The 19,296-nt window shown below is 62.4% G+C and carries 11 protein-coding genes; 6 read left to right on the forward strand and 5 right to left on the reverse strand.

Annotated elements, in window-relative coordinates; translation table 11 throughout:
- Positions 1-197 precede the first annotated feature (197 nt).
- From EKH80_RS21180 to EKH80_RS21190, 3 genes are all read right to left on the reverse strand, one after another.
- Positions 198-2,549: a TIM-barrel domain-containing protein gene (locus tag EKH80_RS21180; protein ID WP_126686794.1), complete on the reverse strand. Its 2,352-nt coding sequence runs from the start codon at positions 2,547-2,549 to the stop codon at positions 198-200.
- A gap of 186 nt (positions 2,550-2,735) precedes the next feature.
- On the reverse strand, positions 2,736-4,301 hold the full coding sequence (locus EKH80_RS21185) for an alpha-amylase family glycosyl hydrolase (RefSeq protein WP_230473866.1): 1,566 nt from the start codon (positions 4,299-4,301) through the stop codon (positions 2,736-2,738).
- Between the two features lie 176 nt (positions 4,302-4,477).
- Complete coding sequence (locus tag EKH80_RS21190) at positions 4,478-7,345, reverse strand: TonB-dependent receptor (RefSeq protein WP_126686795.1); 2,868 nt, start codon at positions 7,343-7,345, stop codon at positions 4,478-4,480.
- A gap of 564 nt (positions 7,346-7,909) precedes the next feature.
- Here EKH80_RS21190 and EKH80_RS21195 point away from each other — a divergent pair.
- The 6 genes from EKH80_RS21195 to EKH80_RS21220 all read left to right on the forward strand — a co-directional run bounded on the left by EKH80_RS21195 (position 7,910) and on the right by EKH80_RS21220 (position 15,726).
- Complete coding sequence (locus EKH80_RS21195) at positions 7,910-9,526, forward strand: alpha-glucosidase (protein WP_126686796.1); 1,617 nt, start codon at positions 7,910-7,912, stop codon at positions 9,524-9,526.
- Between the two features lie 412 nt (positions 9,527-9,938).
- On the forward strand, positions 9,939-10,967 hold the full coding sequence (locus EKH80_RS21200; protein WP_126686797.1) for a terpene synthase family protein: 1,029 nt from the start codon (positions 9,939-9,941) through the stop codon (positions 10,965-10,967).
- A 467-nt stretch (positions 10,968-11,434) separates the two neighbouring features.
- Entirely contained in the window at positions 11,435-12,937 is a 1,503-nt protein-coding gene (locus tag EKH80_RS21205; RefSeq protein WP_230473867.1) for a hypothetical protein, read from the forward strand.
- A 128-nt stretch (positions 12,938-13,065) separates the two neighbouring features.
- Complete coding sequence (locus EKH80_RS21210; protein ID WP_126686798.1) at positions 13,066-13,860, forward strand: TOBE domain-containing protein; 795 nt, start codon at positions 13,066-13,068, stop codon at positions 13,858-13,860.
- 198 nt (positions 13,861-14,058) lie between these two features.
- On the forward strand, positions 14,059-15,375 hold the full coding sequence (locus tag EKH80_RS21215; RefSeq protein ID WP_126686799.1) for a hypothetical protein: 1,317 nt from the start codon (positions 14,059-14,061) through the stop codon (positions 15,373-15,375).
- A gap of 132 nt (positions 15,376-15,507) precedes the next feature.
- Complete coding sequence (locus EKH80_RS21220; protein WP_126686800.1) at positions 15,508-15,726, forward strand: hypothetical protein; 219 nt, start codon at positions 15,508-15,510, stop codon at positions 15,724-15,726.
- A gap of 63 nt (positions 15,727-15,789) precedes the next feature.
- Here the strand turns inward: EKH80_RS21220 and EKH80_RS21225 are convergent, their stop codons facing one another.
- Entirely contained in the window at positions 15,790-16,488 is a 699-nt protein-coding gene (locus tag EKH80_RS21225) for a response regulator (protein ID WP_126686801.1), read from the reverse strand.
- A complete protein-coding gene (locus tag EKH80_RS21230) occupies positions 16,485-19,142 on the reverse strand; it encodes a sensor histidine kinase (RefSeq protein WP_126686802.1) in 2,658 nt (885 codons plus the stop codon). The genes EKH80_RS21225 and EKH80_RS21230 overlap by 4 nt, the downstream gene beginning before the upstream one ends.
- Between the last annotated feature and the right edge of the window lie 154 nt (positions 19,143-19,296).

A 19,296-nucleotide genomic window follows, 5' to 3' on the forward strand; every position in this document is an offset into this window, starting at 1 on the left:
GAATGGGTAAATCAGAACAGGATGCCGGTTATGGCATGACGCGAAGCGCGGCACATGCTGCAGTTGCAGCAAAGGCAGGCATTTCGCGCAGGTGATCTCGCATGGTAGGCAAGCCAGCACGGGAGCACAGCGTTCTGCATACGTATTCATTTCTCTGCTCCCTCACCCGCTTGTGTGGGAGAGAGCAGACTCGTCGCTCAATGCGAGTCAGCCGCTCGTAACACCACACGCCGCGCCTTCTGCGCCGCAAGTCGCAACAAAGTCACGTCGCCATAGCGATCGTGACCGACTGCCCAACCCTCTCCTTTCGCCGTCTGCAAGGCTTCCGCATTGGCATAGGACTTGAGCGCCCCCGCGCTGGTGGCATTCACGCCATGCACTTTCACCAGAAAATACTTCAGCCCGGGCTTGTAGCTGCCGCGCGCTGCTTCGACACCGAATTCCACGCCATCACCACGGCGCTGTGTAGACAGACGTTGCGAGTAGAACACGTCATGCTCGTAGGCATAGGTGTCGCCGTCATCGTCGTAGTAATCGAAATGGGTCGAGTGCTCGGCTGGAAATACATCGACCGTCAGCTCGGGCACAGGCTGTTCGCCTACGAAATCCGTTGCCGGCTGGTTGGGAATGATCGCACCCTCGCGAACAAACAATGGAATGTCATCCCAGGTCTGGCTGTCGATCGCGTAATGAATGGTCTCGCCGCCCTGGTACCGCTTGCCGGTGAAATAGTCCGTCCATTGGCCTGCCGGAAGGTAGATCAGCTTGTCCGTCTGGCCTTTCTCAACCACTGGCGACACCAGCAGTCCGGCGCCGAACATCCAGGCATCCACGTCGTCGCGCACCTGGCTGTCGTCCGGATAATCGAAGCTGAGCGGCCGCACGATGCCGACGCCCTCCGTGGTGGCAGCACGCTCATAACTGTAGATGTACGGAATCAGCGCATAGCGCAGGCGCATCGCATCTGTCGCGGCCTTCTCGGCGACCGGGCCATACACCCACGGCTGGCGTTTTTCGCCCAGCGTCCCGTGCACGCGGAAGATCGGCACGAAGGCAGCGAATTCGATCCAGCGCGCATAGTTCTCGTTATCCGGATGCCCCTTGAAACCGCCGCTGTCCATGCCCCACTTCATCTCGCCCACGTCGATGGCGCTGAGCATGCGCTGGCGCTGCGCCGCCATGCTGTCGAAACCGGTGTCGATATCGCCCGACCACAGGCCATAGGCGTAACGCTGGGCGCCGAGGTAAAAATCGCGGTTGATCGACCACACTCGGGTCGGCGTATAGGCGCGCTGTCCTTCATACAGCGCACGCTGCATGTTGAGGAATTGCGTGTTGCTGTTGGTGTCGTCCGCCTCGTCGTTCCACCAGCCGACGATACCGGTGTCGAAAGAGTGCTTCAGCGCGTCGTTGAAAAACCACTCACGCGCCGCGGCCCGATCGAAGTCCACGTCGCGCACCGGTTTCAGAGAGAAGTAATCCGTGTTTTGCGGGCGGCTCGCGGCCCACAGCCCGTGCGTCTCGACGTAGCGCCCCTCCACCGTATCGACGTGGATACGCGGCTTCATTATGCCGGTCATATGCATGCCGAGCTGGTCCATCACCGTCTTCAGCTGACCATTGGAACCGCCGGGAAACTTGCTCTTGTTCCAGCGGAATTCGCCGTAGTTGTCCTCTCCCCAGGCCTTCCAGTCGAAGTCGAAGGTGAAGTTGTCGATCGGGATGTGCCGGCTACGGTAGCCATGCACGATGGCCAGCAGTTCCTGCTGGTCGATGCCCCACTGGCTGTTGGTGAAGCCCATCGCCCATTTCGGAAACAGCGGCGCCGGACCGCTGAGGGTGGCGAGCGCCGCGAAGATCTGCGGTGGGGTGCCGGCAATCACGTCGAAGCTCGCATCCCCGCGGCTGATGCCGCTGACGTCGATACGCCCCTCAGCCAGATCGAATTTCGCGCCGACGGTGTCGACCAGCACGCCATAACCATGTGTGCTCCACACGAAGGGACCGCCCGGATAGCCCTGTTCACCGGCCTTCGCGATTTGTACGCCGTGGCGCAGTAGCCCGCCCTTGGCAGGCTCGAAGGCATCGTAGCCGCCGATGCCGTACAGCGGATCGCCGACGTCGTGCTGCAGGCCGATGCGACGATCCACCAGCGTGGCCGGGTCCGTCCATAGCAGCACGCGCCCTTGCGCGTCGGCGACACTGAGGTGTCCGGCCTGCTTGTCCCAGGTCGCGGTCAGCTCTCCGCTAGCCACGGACGCCATGCCCGCAGTAGTGCGGACGCGCAGGTTGGCAAGCGTATCACGTGAACCATGCGGATCCATCACGATGCCGGGGCGCGTACTTGCGCCATGCGGCATGCCGTGGATCTGTACGACGTTCGGGGCGACGAAGCGCACAGTGATCTGGTCGTTGCCCGCTTTGAGTTCGATGCCGCGTGCGTCGGCATGATCGAGCTGGAAGCGTACTTGGGTTTGGTCGGCGCGAACCGGGTGGAACATGGAAGCGATCAGCAAGCCGAAAACGGCCAAATGGCGCAGGGTTGTCATCCACCCATCCTTTCCTGTTGCAAAGAAGCTGGCATGCACAAGCCGCCCGACTATAACCATACTTCGTCCATGCGGGGGACAAATTCCTGGAGATTTCATGCCTCGTGATAGCAGCCCAGACGCGTAGGCTGGGATGATAATCCCAGCTTCCGCGCGGCATCCCGGTGCTGGGATTGCCATCCCAGCCTACTGCAGGATCACCGTGGCATAAGGCGGCAAGCTCAGCTTTCCACCGGCCAGGACGGCACCTTCCTCCGTCTGCAGCAGCACGGAGGCTACGTGTGCATCGCTCCCCAGTTCGAACACGCGCGGCTCCCGCGACAGGTTGTGCACTACCAGGACGCGCGATTGCGCATCCTGCAGCATATACGCCAGCACATGCGGGTCGGCAGCCGGCACATCGTGCAATACGCCATCGCGCAACGCGCTCACCTGCTGGCGCCAGCCGATCAGCTTGCGATACAGATTCAGCAGCGACGCGGGATCGGCATCCTGGGCTTGAACCGAGACAGTTGCGTCGTCGCCGCTGCTCCAATCCTTCCAGCTGGCCGTCCCCTGGCCCTTGCCGTTGCGATACCAGCGCATCGGCTCGCGGATATCCTCATCGGGCTTGCTGCCCTGCATGCCCAGCTCTTCGCCGTAATAGATGAAGGGATGGCCCGGCAGCGTAAGCAGCAGTTCAGCAGCTAGGCGCATATGCAGTATGTTGCCGTCGAGCTGGCTCATCACGCGTTGCTGGTCGTGATTGGAGAGGAACGGCGCATCGTCGAACTCCCCGTTTGCATGCTTGCGAAAAGCCGCAAAGCTGTATTCGAGTCCACCACCGATGCCGAGATTGCGCTCCTGGTCCACGCTCTCGATCAACTGCGTGGCGAGGGGGAAGTCGAACACGGTGTTCAAGGGGCCCATGTAAGGGGTCAGGTCATCCGGGTTCTGGCGTGCCACTTCGCCGACCAGCCATACCTGCGGTTTGGCTGCCTCCAGCGCGCGGCGATATTCGGACCACCAGCGCACGTTCTTCTGCAGCGCGATCGGATCGCTCATATCCGTGCGCAGGTCGTCATAGATGTGCTGCGCGGCATCCAGGCGGAAGCCATCGACGCCCTGCTGCAACCAGAACCGCCCTACCTCGATCATGGCCTTGCGCACGGCCGGATGGTCGTAGTTGAGGTCCGGCATGGCCGCGGTGAACGTGCCCTCGTAGTACGCGCCGTTCGATGCACGATGCCAGGCGGGACCGCCGACCGCGCTGACGGCCTTCAGATCCGTACCGGGCTTGGCCCACAGATACCAGTCGTGGTGCGGGTCCTTGGGATCCATCGCCGCCTTGAACCAGGGATGCTGGTCGCTGGTGTGGTTGATCACCATGTCCATCACCACCTGGATGCCGCGCTTGTGCGCTTCGGCCAGCAGCTTCCTGAAGTCCTGCAGGTTGCCGTACTGCGGGTTGATGCCTTCGTAATCGGTAATGTCGTAGCCGTGGTAGCTCGGCGAGGGGTTGATCGGCATCAGCCAAATACCGCTGACGCCCAGCGACTTGATGTAGTCGAGCTTGGCGGTGACGCCGTTGAGATCACCGATGCCGTCGTCGTTGCTGTCGTAGAAAGCCCGGACGAAGATTTCGTAGTAGACGCCGGATGCCGTTGCGGCCGGCTTCGCTGCCGCTTTTTCCTGCGCCACGGCAGGCAAGGACAGTAACGCCAGCATCGCGGCCAGCAAAACGGAGCGTAGAGCGGTTCTGAACTTGGACATGGGCTCGTCCTCCCGAGGATGGAATGTCGTCGTCACGGCACGGCCGCGCAACGCGGGGAACGACGAGGGCGAAGCGCGTAGCGCCTGGAAAAAAGCCCGGCTCCCCAATCGTCAACGGAGCCGGGCCGGGGGAGTGCGCCGGACACCACGAGAGCGTGTCCGGCGCCTTGTTGCTTTTACAGCTTGAAGTTCACGCCCAGGTAGCTGGTGCGTCCGAAGTACTGGATCGTGCCGGTCTGCTGCGGATTGCCGCCGAAATAGGTCTTGGTCGGCTGGTTGCTCAAGTTGAGCATCTGGTAGACCACGCTCAGCTGCTTAGTGATGTTGTACGAAGCCTGGAAGTCATACACCGTTTCAGCCGCAAACGTCACCAACTGGTGATCCACTGCAATCTGCGTGTCCGAGAGGAACGACGAACGGTAGTTCGCCGACAGACGGGCCGAGAAGGTGCCGTTGTCGTAGAACACTGCAGCACTCGCCACGCGCTTGGACAAGCCTGGCAGACCGATGTACGTGGTCGGACCGGCCAGAGTGGTCGGGTTGTGCACGTTGCTGTTGGTGAGCGCCAGGTTTGCGTCGAAGCCCAGGCCCGACCAGATGCCCGGCAGGAAGTGCGTCTTGGTGAATGAAGCTTCCACGCCGCGCACGTCGCCGCCCTTGGCGTTGTACGAGGTCTGGTACTGGCCATTGGCATACGGCTGGCCAGTGGCCGGGTTGGTCGGCACCTTGATGCCGGCCGCAGCAAAATCGAAGTTGTTGTAGGTGACGTTCTGGATGAACGAATTCACCTTCTTGAAGAACACGCCGGCCGTCACCGCACCGGTGGAATCATCGAAGTAGTGCTCGTAATCCACGTCGTACTGCGTCGCACGCAGCGGATTCAGCAACGGGCTGGTTCCACCCCACACGTTGTACTGACCATTGGACACCCACGAACCGGCACCCGCGAGCATGGTGTTGATCGGCGGACGCGACAGCACCTTCGACGCGGCAACGCGCATCTGATCCTGGTCCGTCCAGTGATAGATCAGATTGAACGACGGCAGGTAGTCGGTATAGGTCTTGCCGGACTTGATTGGCGCATAGTCCCGGCTGCTGTTGCCGTTGCCGTCGACTATCAGCACGCCTGCGCCATTGCCGACTTGCTGCAGGCCGTAGCTGTACTGTGCCTGGCGCGACACACGCACGCCCACGTTGCCGGTCAGCTCGTGACCGAACAGCTGCGAATCGATATCGCCCATTACGAACACGTCACGGGTCTTTTCGTTGACCGAACCGCTTTGGATTTCCGACCAACTCTGGTCGGTGATGTTCTTCACCGGGTTGGCAACAATCCCGTGCGCAGCGAGGATGGCCGGACCATTGAGCGTAAGGAAGCAGGGGAAGCCGCTGAATTTGCCCTTCCAGCACGTGGTTTGCGCAGCGCTGGACGGGATGGTCAGCGGCAGCTCGCCGGCCACGGGCGAAGTGTTCCACTCCGAACCGTAGACGTAGACTTCGCGATCCTGCGCGTAGGTATGGTTATTGAGATAGAAGCCTGCCTCGATCGCCGAGAACACCGGGTTGTTCGGCAAGTCGTATTGCACTGCGGTGCGGAAGGCCTTGTCCTTGTCGTGATAGATGTACGGATAGACACCGTAACGCGACAAAGCCATGTCGTTGAGGTTGGTGTAGAGGCCCGGATTGCTCACCGACACATCGCCGATATTGCGGCCCTTGAACTGGAAGGTCGTCGACTGCGCCATCAGCTGCGGACTGGCAGTACCCAGGCCCGAGTAAGGATCGGCCGTAGTGTCGACGTTGATCTCGTTGCTGGTCGCACGCGACAACGAGATATCGGAGTCGATATGCCAGTTGCCATGGTTCCACTTCATGTTCAGGCCGCCGGAGAACACGCTGGTGTTCTTGGTGTAGTTGTCGGCCGTCGTCTCGTTGGAGAACTGGGTAGTGCCCGTGCCAGAAGCGGTACCGCCGATCACCGTACCCAGTGAGCTGAGCACGGGATTGGTGATCTGCGCGTTGTTGCCGTAGAAATTCTGCGAGCGGAAGCCGTAACCGAACGAACTGTCGTTGAACTTCGAGAAGAAGGTGTCCGCCGTCAGCTGCAGGTCCTTGGTCGGGCGCCAAACCACGGTTCCCAGGTAACCGCGGCGACGCTCTTCACCGCCGTTCTGCTGCAGTTGGTAGCCTTCCGGCAAATAGGCTTGCTGCGCGGGATTGTTCTTGTTCAGCGTATATAGGCTGCCGTCCGACGATTCGCCCACGAACTGCTCGGACACGTGCGGCTGATACATATCCGCAAAACCCAGGCCGACGCCCAGGGTGTTATCGAGGAACTTGCCCTGGTAAGCCACGCTCAGGCGGTAGCCGACTGCATTGGCGCCCGGCACGTCGTGGGCCTGGCCGTCATAGCTGCCGCGCGTATCGATGTTGAGCGACTGGTCCTTGGAATTTTCCAGCGGATTGGCCGTCTGCAGTGCAATGGTGCCTGCCACGCCGCCCGTAACCAGCGAAGCCTGCGAAGTCTTGTACACCGTCGCCATGTTGATCAGCTCCGACGGATACTGATCGAACTCGATGTAGTTGGTGCCGCTGGTGGAGGGCTGCTCGCGGCCATCCAGCGTGGTCTGGATGAAATCGCCCGAAAGACCGCGGATGTTGATCTGCGAGGCCTGGCCGGCGATGCGCTCGGCGGAAACGCCGGGCAGGTGCGTCAGCGAGTCGGCGATGGACTGATCCGGCAGGCCGCCAATGTCCGCAGACGTCACCACGCTCTGGATGGTATCGGCGTAGCGCTGGTAGTCGATCGACTTCTCGACGCTGCTGCTGAAACCGGTCACCGTCACGGTGGACAGGCTCTTGGCCAGCTCCTGCTGGCTTTTCGGATTGGTGGTGGCCTGGCTTGTGCTGGCCGTGTTGGACTGCTGCGCCGTGTCGGCCGCAGTCTGAGCGCCAGTTTCATCCGTCGCTGCCTGCACGCCGAAAGCCATGGTGAGACCGGCCGAAGCAAGAGCCATCACCAGCAAATTACGCTTGAGTATCACGAGTCCCCTCCCCAAAAATCATTTCTTGTAGTCGCCTCTTGTTGGCCGCCGACGCAAATTTCGCAGTACGGTCGGCGCCCACGCAGACGGACGGAACCGGCGGCGTGGGTGGATGGTAGGGCGCGCTTTTCCAAGCAGACCACATCCTGCATACGTATTCATACCTACCCCTTGGCAGCTGTCATCGCAGCGCAACATACGCGCCCCGCTTGCGCGCACTACTACGCTAAAACAGCGAAAAAGGCCGGCGTTACGCAATTTTTACCCAAGGCACGATCGTGACGCCTTGGCGATACCCATTTTTGCCGTGCCGCTCATGCCGCAACCGCAGCACGAATGAATACGTATGCAAGCCCTGCGAGCAACCGAAACCTCGCGACTAAGCTGCACCACGCCAACAAGCTCTGCTTCCTACCCGGGGATCTTCGCCTGGTACATTGGGAATCTTGCATTGGCGTCATTCCCGCGAAAGCGGGAATGACGCAGACGGCGCGGTCGCACGTATCCGCCGTGGGAAGGAAGCAGGGCCGGCGAGTTTCGGCTTTACTAAGGAAAGCGTTTCCAATGACCGATGTATCCTGGTGGCGCGGCGCCGTCATCTATCAGATCTATCCACGCAGTTTTCTGGATACCAACGGCGACGGCGTGGGTGACCTGCCGGGCATCATCCAGCGGCTTGACTACGTGGCGAGCCTGGGCGTGGATGCGATCTGGGTCGCGCCGTTCTTCCGTTCGCCGATGGCCGATTTCGGCTACGACATCGCCGATTACCGCGATGTCGACCCACTGTTCGGCACGCTGGAGGATTTCGATTCCCTGCTCGCCAAGGCGCATGGCCTGGGCTTGAAGGTGATGATCGACCAGGTACTGAGCCATACCTCCGACCAGCATGCCTGGTTCAAGGAAAGCCGCGAAAGCCTTGGCAACGCGAAAGCCGACTGGTACGTCTGGGCGGATGCAAAACCTGATGGCAGCCCACCCAACAACTGGTTGTCGATCTTCGGCGGTTCGGCCTGGCAATGGGAACCGCGGCGCGGCCAGTACTACCTGCACAACTTTCTCGCTTCGCAGCCGGACCTCAATTTCCACCATCCGGAGGTGCGCACCGCGGTGCTCGACAATGTGCGCTTCTGGCTGGACAAGGGCGTGGATGGCTTGCGCCTGGATGCGATCAACTTCTGCTTCCACGACCGGCAGCTGCGCGACAACCCGCCCAAGCCGAAGGAAAGGCGCGTGGGCCGCGGCTTCAGCCCGGACAATCCGTATGCCTTCCAGTATCACCTGTACAACAACACCCAGCCGGAAAATCTCGATTTCCTGGGTGACTTGCGCGCCCTGCTCGACCGCTATCCCAGCGCAGTGACGCTCGGCGAGATCTCCTCGGAGGACTCGCTGGCGACGATGGCCGAATACACCCGCGGCCATCGCCTGCACATGGGCTACAGCTTCGAATTGCTCAGCAGCGACTTCAGCGCCGCATACATTCGCCGAACCGTGGCGCAACTGGAAGCGCAGGTAAGCGAAGGCTGGCCGTGCTGGGCCATTTCCAACCACGATGTGGAACGCGTGCTCACGCGTTGGGGCAACGGCAACACCTCGCCACGCCTGGCCAATCTGCTCACTGCCATGCTGTGCTCGCTGCGCGGTTCGGTATGCGTGTACCAGGGCGAAGAGCTTGGCCTGACCGAAGCCGAGGTACCGTTCGAGGCCCTGCGAGACCCCTACGGCATCACCTTCTGGCCGAACTTCAAGGGCCGCGACGGCTGCCGTACGCCGATGCCCTGGAATGAGGGACCTTTTGCGGGTTTCAGCCCGGTGGCGCCATGGCTGCCGATCGACGAAGCCCACAAGGCGTTGGCCGTGACGCATCAGGAAGCCAACGCGAACTCCGTGCTGCATGGCTTCCGTCGCTTCATGCATTGGCGCGCCGCGCAATCGGCCCTGCGGCAGGGCGACATTCGTTTCCTCGATGTGCCCGAGCCGATACTGGCTTTCGTGCGCCACGATGGCTCCGGGCAGGTGTTGGCGGCATTCAATCTCGGCAAGCTGCCACAGACGGTGGCGCTGGCCGGATTCGATGCAGCCACGCCGCTGGAAGGGCACGGCTTGCAGCAAGGCACACTACAGAGCGGACAACTGGAGCTCCCTGGACATGGGGTCCTGTTCGCCCGGATCGCATAACAGCGACCACGTAGCCTGGGAGGACAATCGTAGGCTGGGTCGGCAAACCCAGCATTGCCATGCACGCAACCGCACGATGCTGGGATTGTCATCCCCGCCTACGACCCGTGAATCAACCCGTCCCGCTTATTTCCATATAAATCAACATACTTAGACATCCAAATTCACGTCATCATCACATTCCCAAGCCTAGGATTTCACACGCAGTAGTCAAATACAGGAACCGGGGCCACATCCTTTGGTAGCCAGGCGGCGCCGCCCCTTCGGCGCCCCATGAAAGCGTGATGGTGACAACCGCTGCCCGGGCCGGCTGCTTCCCGCCCGACAGTCCACAAAATCGGCGGCGGCCGAATCTTCCTTGCAGCACTTTACCGGTCATCCCGTTGTGCCGTTCCTCACGGAGAGAGCCGCCATGCACCGCTTTGAGAGTCTGCCTGCCAATTACGCACCGTTCGCAGCGCCGCTGGAGTACGAGGCACCGAATGGATTGCGCCTGCCGAATCTGCACTATCCCTGGGCGAGCGCGTGCTCCCCGCATGCGCCCTTTGTGGAAGCGCGCATGCAGCAATGGCTGGTACAGCACGGCCTCATTCCCAACGAGCATTACCGGGCACGCATCGCACAGGCCAAATTCGGCTGGCTCGCCGCGCGCTGCCACCCCTATGCGTCGCTTGAGCGGCTGCAGACCATTGCCTATTTCTATGCCTGGTATTTCCTAGTCGACGACTGGTTCGTCGGCCGCACCGAAAAGGTATCGGCCTACACCATTTCCAATCTTGAGGCGGTGATCGATGTACTCGACATCGGCCGCATCGGCAACGAGCCGGTGTACGGCGAAACCGCCTGGGTGGATCTGTGCCGGCAGCTGCGGCTGAGCATGTCCGACGCCCAGTTCGAGCGTTTCGCGCATGCCATGCATCTGTGGGTGGGAATGGCCGGCCTGCGCATGCTGGAACATTCGCATGCGCGCACAGCTCCCGCGCATCGGCATGAAGCCATCCTGCGCCATGCCGGAGGCCTTTATCCCTGTCTGTATCTGATCGATTTCGCCAACGGCCTGCCGCTAGCGCAGGAGGAGCACGACCAGGTCGATGTGCAGCAATTGCGCCGGCATACCAATCGCGTCGTGTGCTGGAGCAGCGATGTGCAACATCTGGGTCTGGACGTCCACCAGTCGGCCCCGCATCGGAACACGGTGGCGCTGTACGCCAGTCAAGGCTATTCGCTACAGCGCAGCTTGGACCGCGTGGGCGAACGCATCCGTACGGAGATCGACGCCTTCATGGTCGCGGCCAGTGCGGTGAGGGAAGACGCCGGCCCCGCGTTATCCAGCTACATCCGCGGACTGAAGCATTGGATGAGCGGGTACCGGGACTGGCTGGCCTCGCAGCATGGAATGCGGGCCTTTACTGAGACAGAAGCCGCGATCAAGGCCTGGTAAGCCTCAGGACCCTCTGATCTATTCCTACGCATCCGTCACCACACGCTCGGGGGCCTCACTGTATGCGCGTCAGGCGGAGCGTAGGCTGGGATGGCAATCCCAGCATTGCCATGCTTGCAGCCGCGCGAGGCTGGGATTGCCATCCCAGCCTGCGGGCCTTCTGGACGTCATGCCGGGCACGTAGGAATAGACCAGAGGGTCCTTGGCGAAACATCGTTCACCACGCTACCCCAAAAGCCCCCGGCGATTGCGAATGTAACCAAAAGTCGACTAGCTGAAAGCTAACGTGGTTAAAATCTCGTGGTTCGGCCGGGCGCTCGCATCCCCCCGCCCGGGCGGCCGCGTCCGGCTTGAAGGACGTCCGCCCTGCGACGCGTCTCCATGTCCCCGCAGCTTGCGCGCTCCCAAGCGCGCACGGCGGGGTCATTGTGGCCGGCGTTGCTCCGACACCATCGAGGAACAAGCTTTTGAACACAGCGAACGACACGGCAGCACGACGCAACCCAGGCGTAAGCGGCATGAGCCTGTATGTACCCCGCCCACGCGTGTCCCTGCGCGACTGGTGCGAATGGACCGGCAACTCCTGGGACAAGGTCCAGGCCGTGGTAGGCCGCAGTTTCCGCCAGCCGGCGCCGTATGAAGACGCCTACACCATGGCTGCCACCGCCGTACTGCGGCTGATCTGCCAGTACAACATCGACCCGCGCAACGTCGGCCAGCTTGCGCTCGGCACTGAAAGCAGCAAGGACAACTCAGCCGGCGCGGTGATCGTGCGTGGCATGGTGGATCGCGAGCTGGAACGCCTGGGGCTGCCGCGCCTTTCACGCCAGTTGGAAGTACCGGAGTTCAAGCACGCCTGTCTGGGCGGCGTCTATGCCCTGAAGAGCGCACTACGCTACGTGGGATTCGATGCCAACGGCCGCCAGGCGATCGTCGTGTGCAGCGATATCGCCGCCTACGAGCGCGGGTCCAGTGGTGAGCAGACGCAGGGCGCCGGCGCAGTGGCGATGCTGGTGGAGGCACAGCCCAAGCTGTTCGAGGTGGATCTGGCCCATGCCGGCAGCGCCTCCGATTACCGCGGCCCGGACTTCCGCAAGCCGTTCCTTCGCCACTTCCATCACGAATACGGCCAGCGTCACCGCCGCCTGCACGATTTCCCGATCTTCAGCGGCAAATACTCCACCTTCGCCTATCTGGACGAAGTGGGCCAGGCCACCGATGCGATGATCCAGCGGCTGGGCGTGTCGGATCTGGACCTCCTCGAAAGCGCGGGCGGGCTGTTCTTCCATCGCCCGTACCACATGATGCCGTTGCAGGCCCTGGCCTTCATCTACGCCCGCGCCCTTGCACGCGCACCGCAGCCCCATGCCGGTTTCCAGGCCCTGTGCGAGCTCTCTGGCGTCTCGCCGGACGGCGTAGTGGCCGAATGCCGCAACACGCCGGACCTGTATGGCGAGTTTGTGCGCCAGGGCGCGCATGCCGACGCCGCCCAGGATGCGCACCCGCTCACCACCAAGCTGTCCGGCGTGGTGCGCAAGAGCCCGGCGTTCCAGCAGTTGCTGGCCACGCGCGTCAACCAGGGCACCGATTGGGCCATGGAGCTGGGCAATCTCTATACCGCCGCGCTGCCGGCGTGGATCGCCGCCGGCTTCGAGCAGGCGCTGGAAAGCAACGTCGAATGGACGGATGCCAGGCTCTATGCGATCGGCTACGGCAGCGGCGACGCCTCCGAAGCCATTCCGCTGCGCGTGGTGCCGGGCTGGCGCGAAGCGGCGGCGAAGATCGGCTTTCGCGCGGCCTTGGCCGAGTCCACCGACCTGACCCGCGAGCAGTACGAAGCGTTGCATGATGGCCACGAGGTGGAACTCGACTGCCCTCCCACCAACCAGTTCGTGATCGCGCGCACTGGCGATACCTACGAAGCGGCGTTCCAGGATCTCGGCGTGGATTACTACGACTACGCGCAGTGATCTTTCCGCTGCCGGACTCCCGCAGGCTGGGATGAATTCCCAGCTTGCGTACCGATGGCGATGCTGGGATTTCATCCTGGCCTACACGGCTAAAATGGCTCCCGTCGGTCCATCAGGCGGGCGGGGGAATGTTCAAGCTCAAAGGCATACTGTCGCTGCAGGTGGGCGACCGGACGCTGGGCGGCGCCGATCGCGTCGCCCTGCTGGCGAAGATCGATGAAACCGGCTCCATCACCGCCGCCGCGCGCGCTCTCGGGATGAGCTATAAGGGCGCATGGGATGCGATCGACGCCATGAACAATCTGGCAGACGAGCCCCTGGTGATGCGCGCGGCCGGTGGCAAGGGCGGCGGCGGCACGCACCTCACCGAACGCGGCCGGCGGTTGGTCGAAACCTTCGCGGCGCTGGAAGAAGTGCATCGCCGCTTTCTCGAACAGTTCGACACGCTGGCCGATACCTCTGCCGCCGACATCAAGCTGATCAGGAGCCTTATGTTGCGCACCAGTGCACGCAATCAGTTTTCGGGGCGCGTGGCGGCGATCCACAAGGGCGTGGTCAACGATACGGTGGAACTGGAGTTGCCCGGCAGCAATCGCGTGGTCGCCAATCTCACCCGCGAGAGCACGGAGAATCTGGGCCTGAAGATCGGTAGCGAAGCGATCGCCCTGATCAAGGCTTCCTCGGTGCTACTGGCCCTGCCGGACTCGGGTCTGCATCTGTCGGCACGCAATCAATTTCCGGGCACGATCGTCCAGGTCATCGAGGGGCCGGTCAACTCGGATGTGCGCCTGCAGCTTGCCGGTGGCAACGTGATGGCGGCGGTCGTGACCACCGAAAGCGCGTCCCAGCTGGGCCTTCGGCAAGGGACTCCGGTAGTGGCCGTCGTGAAAGCCTCGAGCGTGATGCTCGGGACCACCCGCTGAGCAACCCCGTTCGAAACCATCCTAAGGATGGTCTGAAAAAAATCCGTCCTGGATTTTTTCAGACGCGCATCCTTGCACCGCGGAAGCTCTGAATAAATCAGAGCCGCCCTAAGCGGCATCCGGAAACCGTCATATACTCGTTTATATAGCGCCAGGCCGGGCTACCTGGCGATCGGCCACTTGCGATGGGGAATGGGCATGTTGAAGCAACGGGCGCTTGCCGCCATGGTTGGACTACTTGCGGCCTGCGGCGTAGCGCACGCGGACGACGACATCTTCAGTAACGGCCATGTGGACGGCGATCTGCGCCTCTACAACTTCGACCGCCTCTACGCCAGCAAAACCGTATCGAACGCCAGCGCCCTCTCCGCCGGCGCATTGATCAACGCGCAAACCGGCAGCTTCCTCACCGGCTTCAGCATCGGCGGTTCGTTTGTAACGGTCAATTCGTTCGGCACGCATTCGAACGAAACGGCAAAGATCGATACCACGTTGGCCGGCCCGAACAACTCGATCGGCACTTTCAGCCAGGCCTATCTGCAATACCAGCACGGCATCTTCCTGTTTCGCGGCGGCTATCAATACCTCGCCGACGACCCGTGGATGGGTAACAATGATTCGCGCATCATCCCCTCCTCGTACAACGCGCTGAAGCTGCAGATCACGCCCATGCGTGGCTGGAACCTGTTCGCCTTGCGCGAATACAGTTGGAAGAGCCGCACCTCCTCCGGCATGTTCCCGGACAACCTGTACTACCCGTCCAAATACGACGGCGATTCGATGTACGGCAACAACGGTTCGCTGCCGCTGCACGCGCGTTCCGCACCGGGTACCTGGGAAGGCGGCACTACTTACGTCCAAGGCGGGCTGAGCGCGCAGTTGCGCTATTACGACTTCATACATTTCGCCCGCACCGGGTACGCGGTGGGCAGTTACGTGTTCGAGACCGGTTCGGGCTTCAATCCCGTCATCGGCACTCAGTACCTGGTGCAGAACGGCGGATCGGACAACCGCTTCACCGAAACCGGCACCAAGCTCTTCGGCGTGACGGGAACGCACGTGAAAAGCCGTGTCATCGGCGGCGACCTCGGCGTAGTGATTCCCAACGGCCGCTTCGACCTGTACTACAACAAGGTAGCACACGAGGCCGGTGCGGTGGGCGGCGGCGCGGTGATTTCGCCATACACCATGAACTACGGCACCGACCCGCTGTTCACCACTTCGATGATCCGCGGCCTGGTCGAAGCCGGCCCGGGCCGCGCGTGGAAAGGCAAGTTCACCTACGACCTGCTGGACAAGAAACTGGAACTTACGGCCGCCTACGCGAAATACCTGACGGATTACCGAGGCAACAGCCACGACCTGTATTTCGACGTGATCTATCACCTGGACGGCGTCCTCAAGGGCTTGACCCTGCGCAACCGCTGGGAGCTCTCCAACGGCGGCATCGGCAACCTCAACCCAAGCAACAAGACCTTCGTCTACAACCGCGTGATGATCGACTACAAATTTTGAGCGCGGGGCGTAGGCTGGGATGGTCATTCCTGCCTGCAAGTTTTAAGGGCGCGTGAAGCGGCGGCGGAGGCCGTCTTCCTTTTGTACGACGCCGGCGCCTATGATCCCTGCAACTTTTTCGCGGAGCGAAGCATGCGTGCCATCCTGATCATCCTGGGGCTCGGGCTGCTGGTCGGCGGCCTGTGGGTCATCTTCGGCAACGGCAGCTACACCCAAACCGAAACCTTGGTCCAGATCGGCTCGGCCAAGCTCACCGCCACGCACGACAAGGCGATTCCGTCGTGGATGGGTATCGGCGGGATCGTGCTGGGTGTGCTGCTGACGGCAGGCGGCTTGTTTTCCAAGCGCTGAGCGCATGCGTCGGGATGACGACCTGGCCAGAGCAAGGCATACGCAAAATCGCGAGAATGGCCCTCACCCATTCCCAGCCAGAAAGCGGTACCCCACTCCCGGCTCCGTCTTCAGCCACCGCGGCGTCGTCGGATCATCCCCCAGCTTCTGCCGTAATTTGCCGAGCACGATGCGCAGGTAGTGCGTGTCATGCACATGCGTGCCACCCCAGATCTCGCGCAACAGCTGCTGTTGGCTCACTACGCGACCGGCGTGACGCACCAACATCGCCAGTACCGCGTACTCCTTGCGCGTCAACGCAAGCGGCTCACCGTCAAGCGTTACTTCGCGCAAGCCGAGGTCGATATGCAGACGCTCGTCCTGATAGCGCGGCAAGGCTTCAGCGCCGGTGGCACGGTTGCGCAGCAAGGCGCGCAGGCGTGCCATCAGCTCCTGTATGCCAAATGGCTTGGTCATGTAGTCGTTCGCGCCCGTGTCCAGCGCCTTGACCTTTTCGTTCTCGGCATCGCGGACCGAAAGCATCAGCACCGGCACCTGCGTCCATTGGCGCAATTCGGCCAGCACTTCATGGCCTTCGCGGTCGGGCAGGCCGATATCCAGGATCACCAGGTCAGGATTGCGCGTGGCGGCAAGGGCCAAGCCTTCGGCGGCATTGGCCGCCAGCAGCACGTCGTAACCCTCGGCGCGCAAGCCGATGTCGAGAAATTTGCGGATCTGCGTTTCGTCATCGATGACCAGGACGCAGGGGTTGGCGGCTGTCATGGCGATGGAAGAGTGGGCAGTGGAAGACTAATGCGAATGGTCGTGCCAACGCCATCGCCAGGCAAGGCTTCCACGCTGCCGCCGTGCGCCCCGATCATGCCGCGGCAGATCGCCAGCCCCAAACCGGTGCCCTGCGGTGCGCGATCGCCGCGCGCCACGGAATAGAACATGTCGAAGATGCGCGCACGTTCTTCCTCGGGAATGCCGGGGCCGCGGTCGATCACATCGATGAACAGCCGATCCCCCGCCACGCGCACGACCACGCGTACCGGATCGCCGGGTGGCGAAAAGCGGGCGGCATTCTCCAGGATATTGAACAGCGCCTGTTCGATCAGCGCCGGGTGTACGAACAACAGCACAGTTTCATCAGGCAGCGTAGTGTCCACCCGCAGCTCGGGAAACAGCTTGCGCATGCGGGTGATGGCCGAGGCGACGATTTCGGCGGAGTCGGTCCAGTCGCGATTGAGCTTGAGCGTGCCGTGACCCAGGCGTGTCATGTCCAGCAGATTCTGGATATAGCGGTCCAGCCGCTGGCCTTCGCCCAGAATCGCCTCGAGCAGTTCCTTGCGTTCATTCACCGGCAACTGATCCCCATAATTGGAGAGTGTGCCGGCCGAGCCGATCATCGATGCCAGCGGCGAACGCAAATCGTGCGATACGGAGGAGAGCAGCGCATTGCGCAAGCGTTCGGTTTCGCCTTGCACGCGTGCGCCTTCCAACTCGGAAGCGAGCCGCGCACGCTCCAGCGCCTGGCCGATATCCTGCACCATCGCCAACGCGAGGCTGCGCCGGTCGATATTCGGCGAAACGCCGCCCTCCAAGCGCAGCGCCGCTACGCCAAGATGATGGTCCTCGCTGCCCAGCGGCAGCATCCAGCAGCGGGCGGCATTGAGCGTATCGGTGTAGCGTCCGGCCGGTTCGACATGCTGTTCGCACCACTCGGCCGCGGCCATGTCTTGCGTAGTCAGGGCGAGCGTACGCGAACTGTTGGCCGCGACCTGCAAGCGGTGCTCCACGTCACGCGACAGGATGGCCACTTCGCAGCGCATGGCGTGCGCCAGGGCCGTGACGCCCACGCTACGGATACCGTCCGCGTCCGTGCTGGCGGAGAGGCGTTGTCCAAGCGCCAATAGCGCGTGCGAATAATCGTGTGCGGCGCGCAGCGATTCCACCTGGCTGGCCAGGCGCGTGGCCAGGCGGCTACAGATCAATGCCGCCGCGAAAAACAGCGTCACCGCCAGCACATCATCCGAATTGGCGATGGCCAGGGTGTAGCGTGGCGGCGCGAAAAAGAAGTTGTAGCCCAGAAAACACATCGTCGCGGTGTAAACCGCCACTGCCATGCGTGTGCGCACCGCCACGATCATCACGGCGATGAGAAAGATCAGGGCAAGATTGGCCACCGACAGATAGCGGTCGGCGATAAAGGACAAGCCGATCGCGATGGCGGTGACGACGCTGGCGAATATGTATTCGTCGCGACGCCCGTAGATCGGCATCAGCCGCAGGCGTTTGCGTGAACGCAAGCGCTCGGCCGGGGTGGCAATGATGGTGAGTTCCAGGTGAGCGCCGCGACGAAGCAATTGCTGCGTCAACGAACGGCCGAGCATGCGTGCGATCAGTCGCTCGCGCGTCCGCCCTAGGATGATCTGGCCGACGCCTTCACGGTCGGCCTGCACGAGCAATTCGTCGGCAATGGCGTGGCCGCGCAAGATAGTGGCATCGCCGCCCAGGCGCCGTGCCAGGCGCATCGCCGTTTCGATGCGCTCGCGGCGCGCGTCGTCCAGGGCTGCACCGGTGTCCACGAATACCACGGTCCACGGCGCACCGCGGCGCTCGGCGATGCGACGCGCGACGCGCACCAGGTATTCGCTCTGCGCGTGGCCGTCGATGGCGGCCATCACCCGTCGCCGCACCGGCATCTTGCCACCGCGCGCCAACATGTGTTCACGCAGGTCGCTGTCGACGTGACCGGCGACGGTGTCCACCGCCAGTTCACGCAGGGCCGCCAGGTTGGTGGGCGAGAAGAACGCGTCCAGCGCGGCGGCAGCGGTTTCGGGCATGTAGACCTTGCCTTGCCGCAGGCGGTCGATCAGCTCGCGCGGCGGCAGGTCCACCAGCACGATGTCGCGCGCGCGATCAAGCACGGCGTCCGGTACCGTTTCGCGCACGGTGATGCCGGTGATGCGGCGCACCTGGTCGTTGAGGCTTTCCAGGTGCTGCACGTTGAGCGCGGTGTAGACTTCGATGCCGGCATCGAGCAGTTCGGCGATGTCCTGCCAGCGGCGCTCGTGCCGGCTGCCAGGCACATTGCGGTGCGCGAGTTCGTCGACCAGCAGGATGTCCGGTTTGCGCGCCAGCGCCGCGTCCACGTCGAACTCGGTGAATTCGCGCCCTTGATAGCTCAGGGCGAGCCGCGGCAGAACCTCCAACCCTTCCAGCAGCGCCGCCGTTTCGCTACGGCCGTGCGTTTCCACCAGGCCGACCACGACATCCACGCCCTGCCGCTTCAATTCGCGCGCGGCAGACAGCATGGCGTAGGTTTTGCCCACACCCGGCGCGGCACCCAGGAAGATCTTCAGTCGGCGGCTGCTTTCTTCCTGCACGACATCGAGCAGGGCATCGGCGCGGGCGTCACGGGAGGTGTCGGTCATGAGGGAATCATAAGCGTGTGTTCGCGTTCTTGCCGCTATCTACTCCCTCCCCTGCATTGCACTTGATTAGCGTCGAGTCTCAGTAGGTGAGCAGAGGTAGGGCGAGCATGGCGGCATCCCTCAAGCGGAGGTGCCGCCATGCCGATGAACCGCG

Origin of the sequence: Dyella choica (assembly GCF_003977665.1) — a bacterium.
GTDB lineage: Bacteria > Pseudomonadota > Gammaproteobacteria > Xanthomonadales > Rhodanobacteraceae > Dyella_B > Dyella_B choica.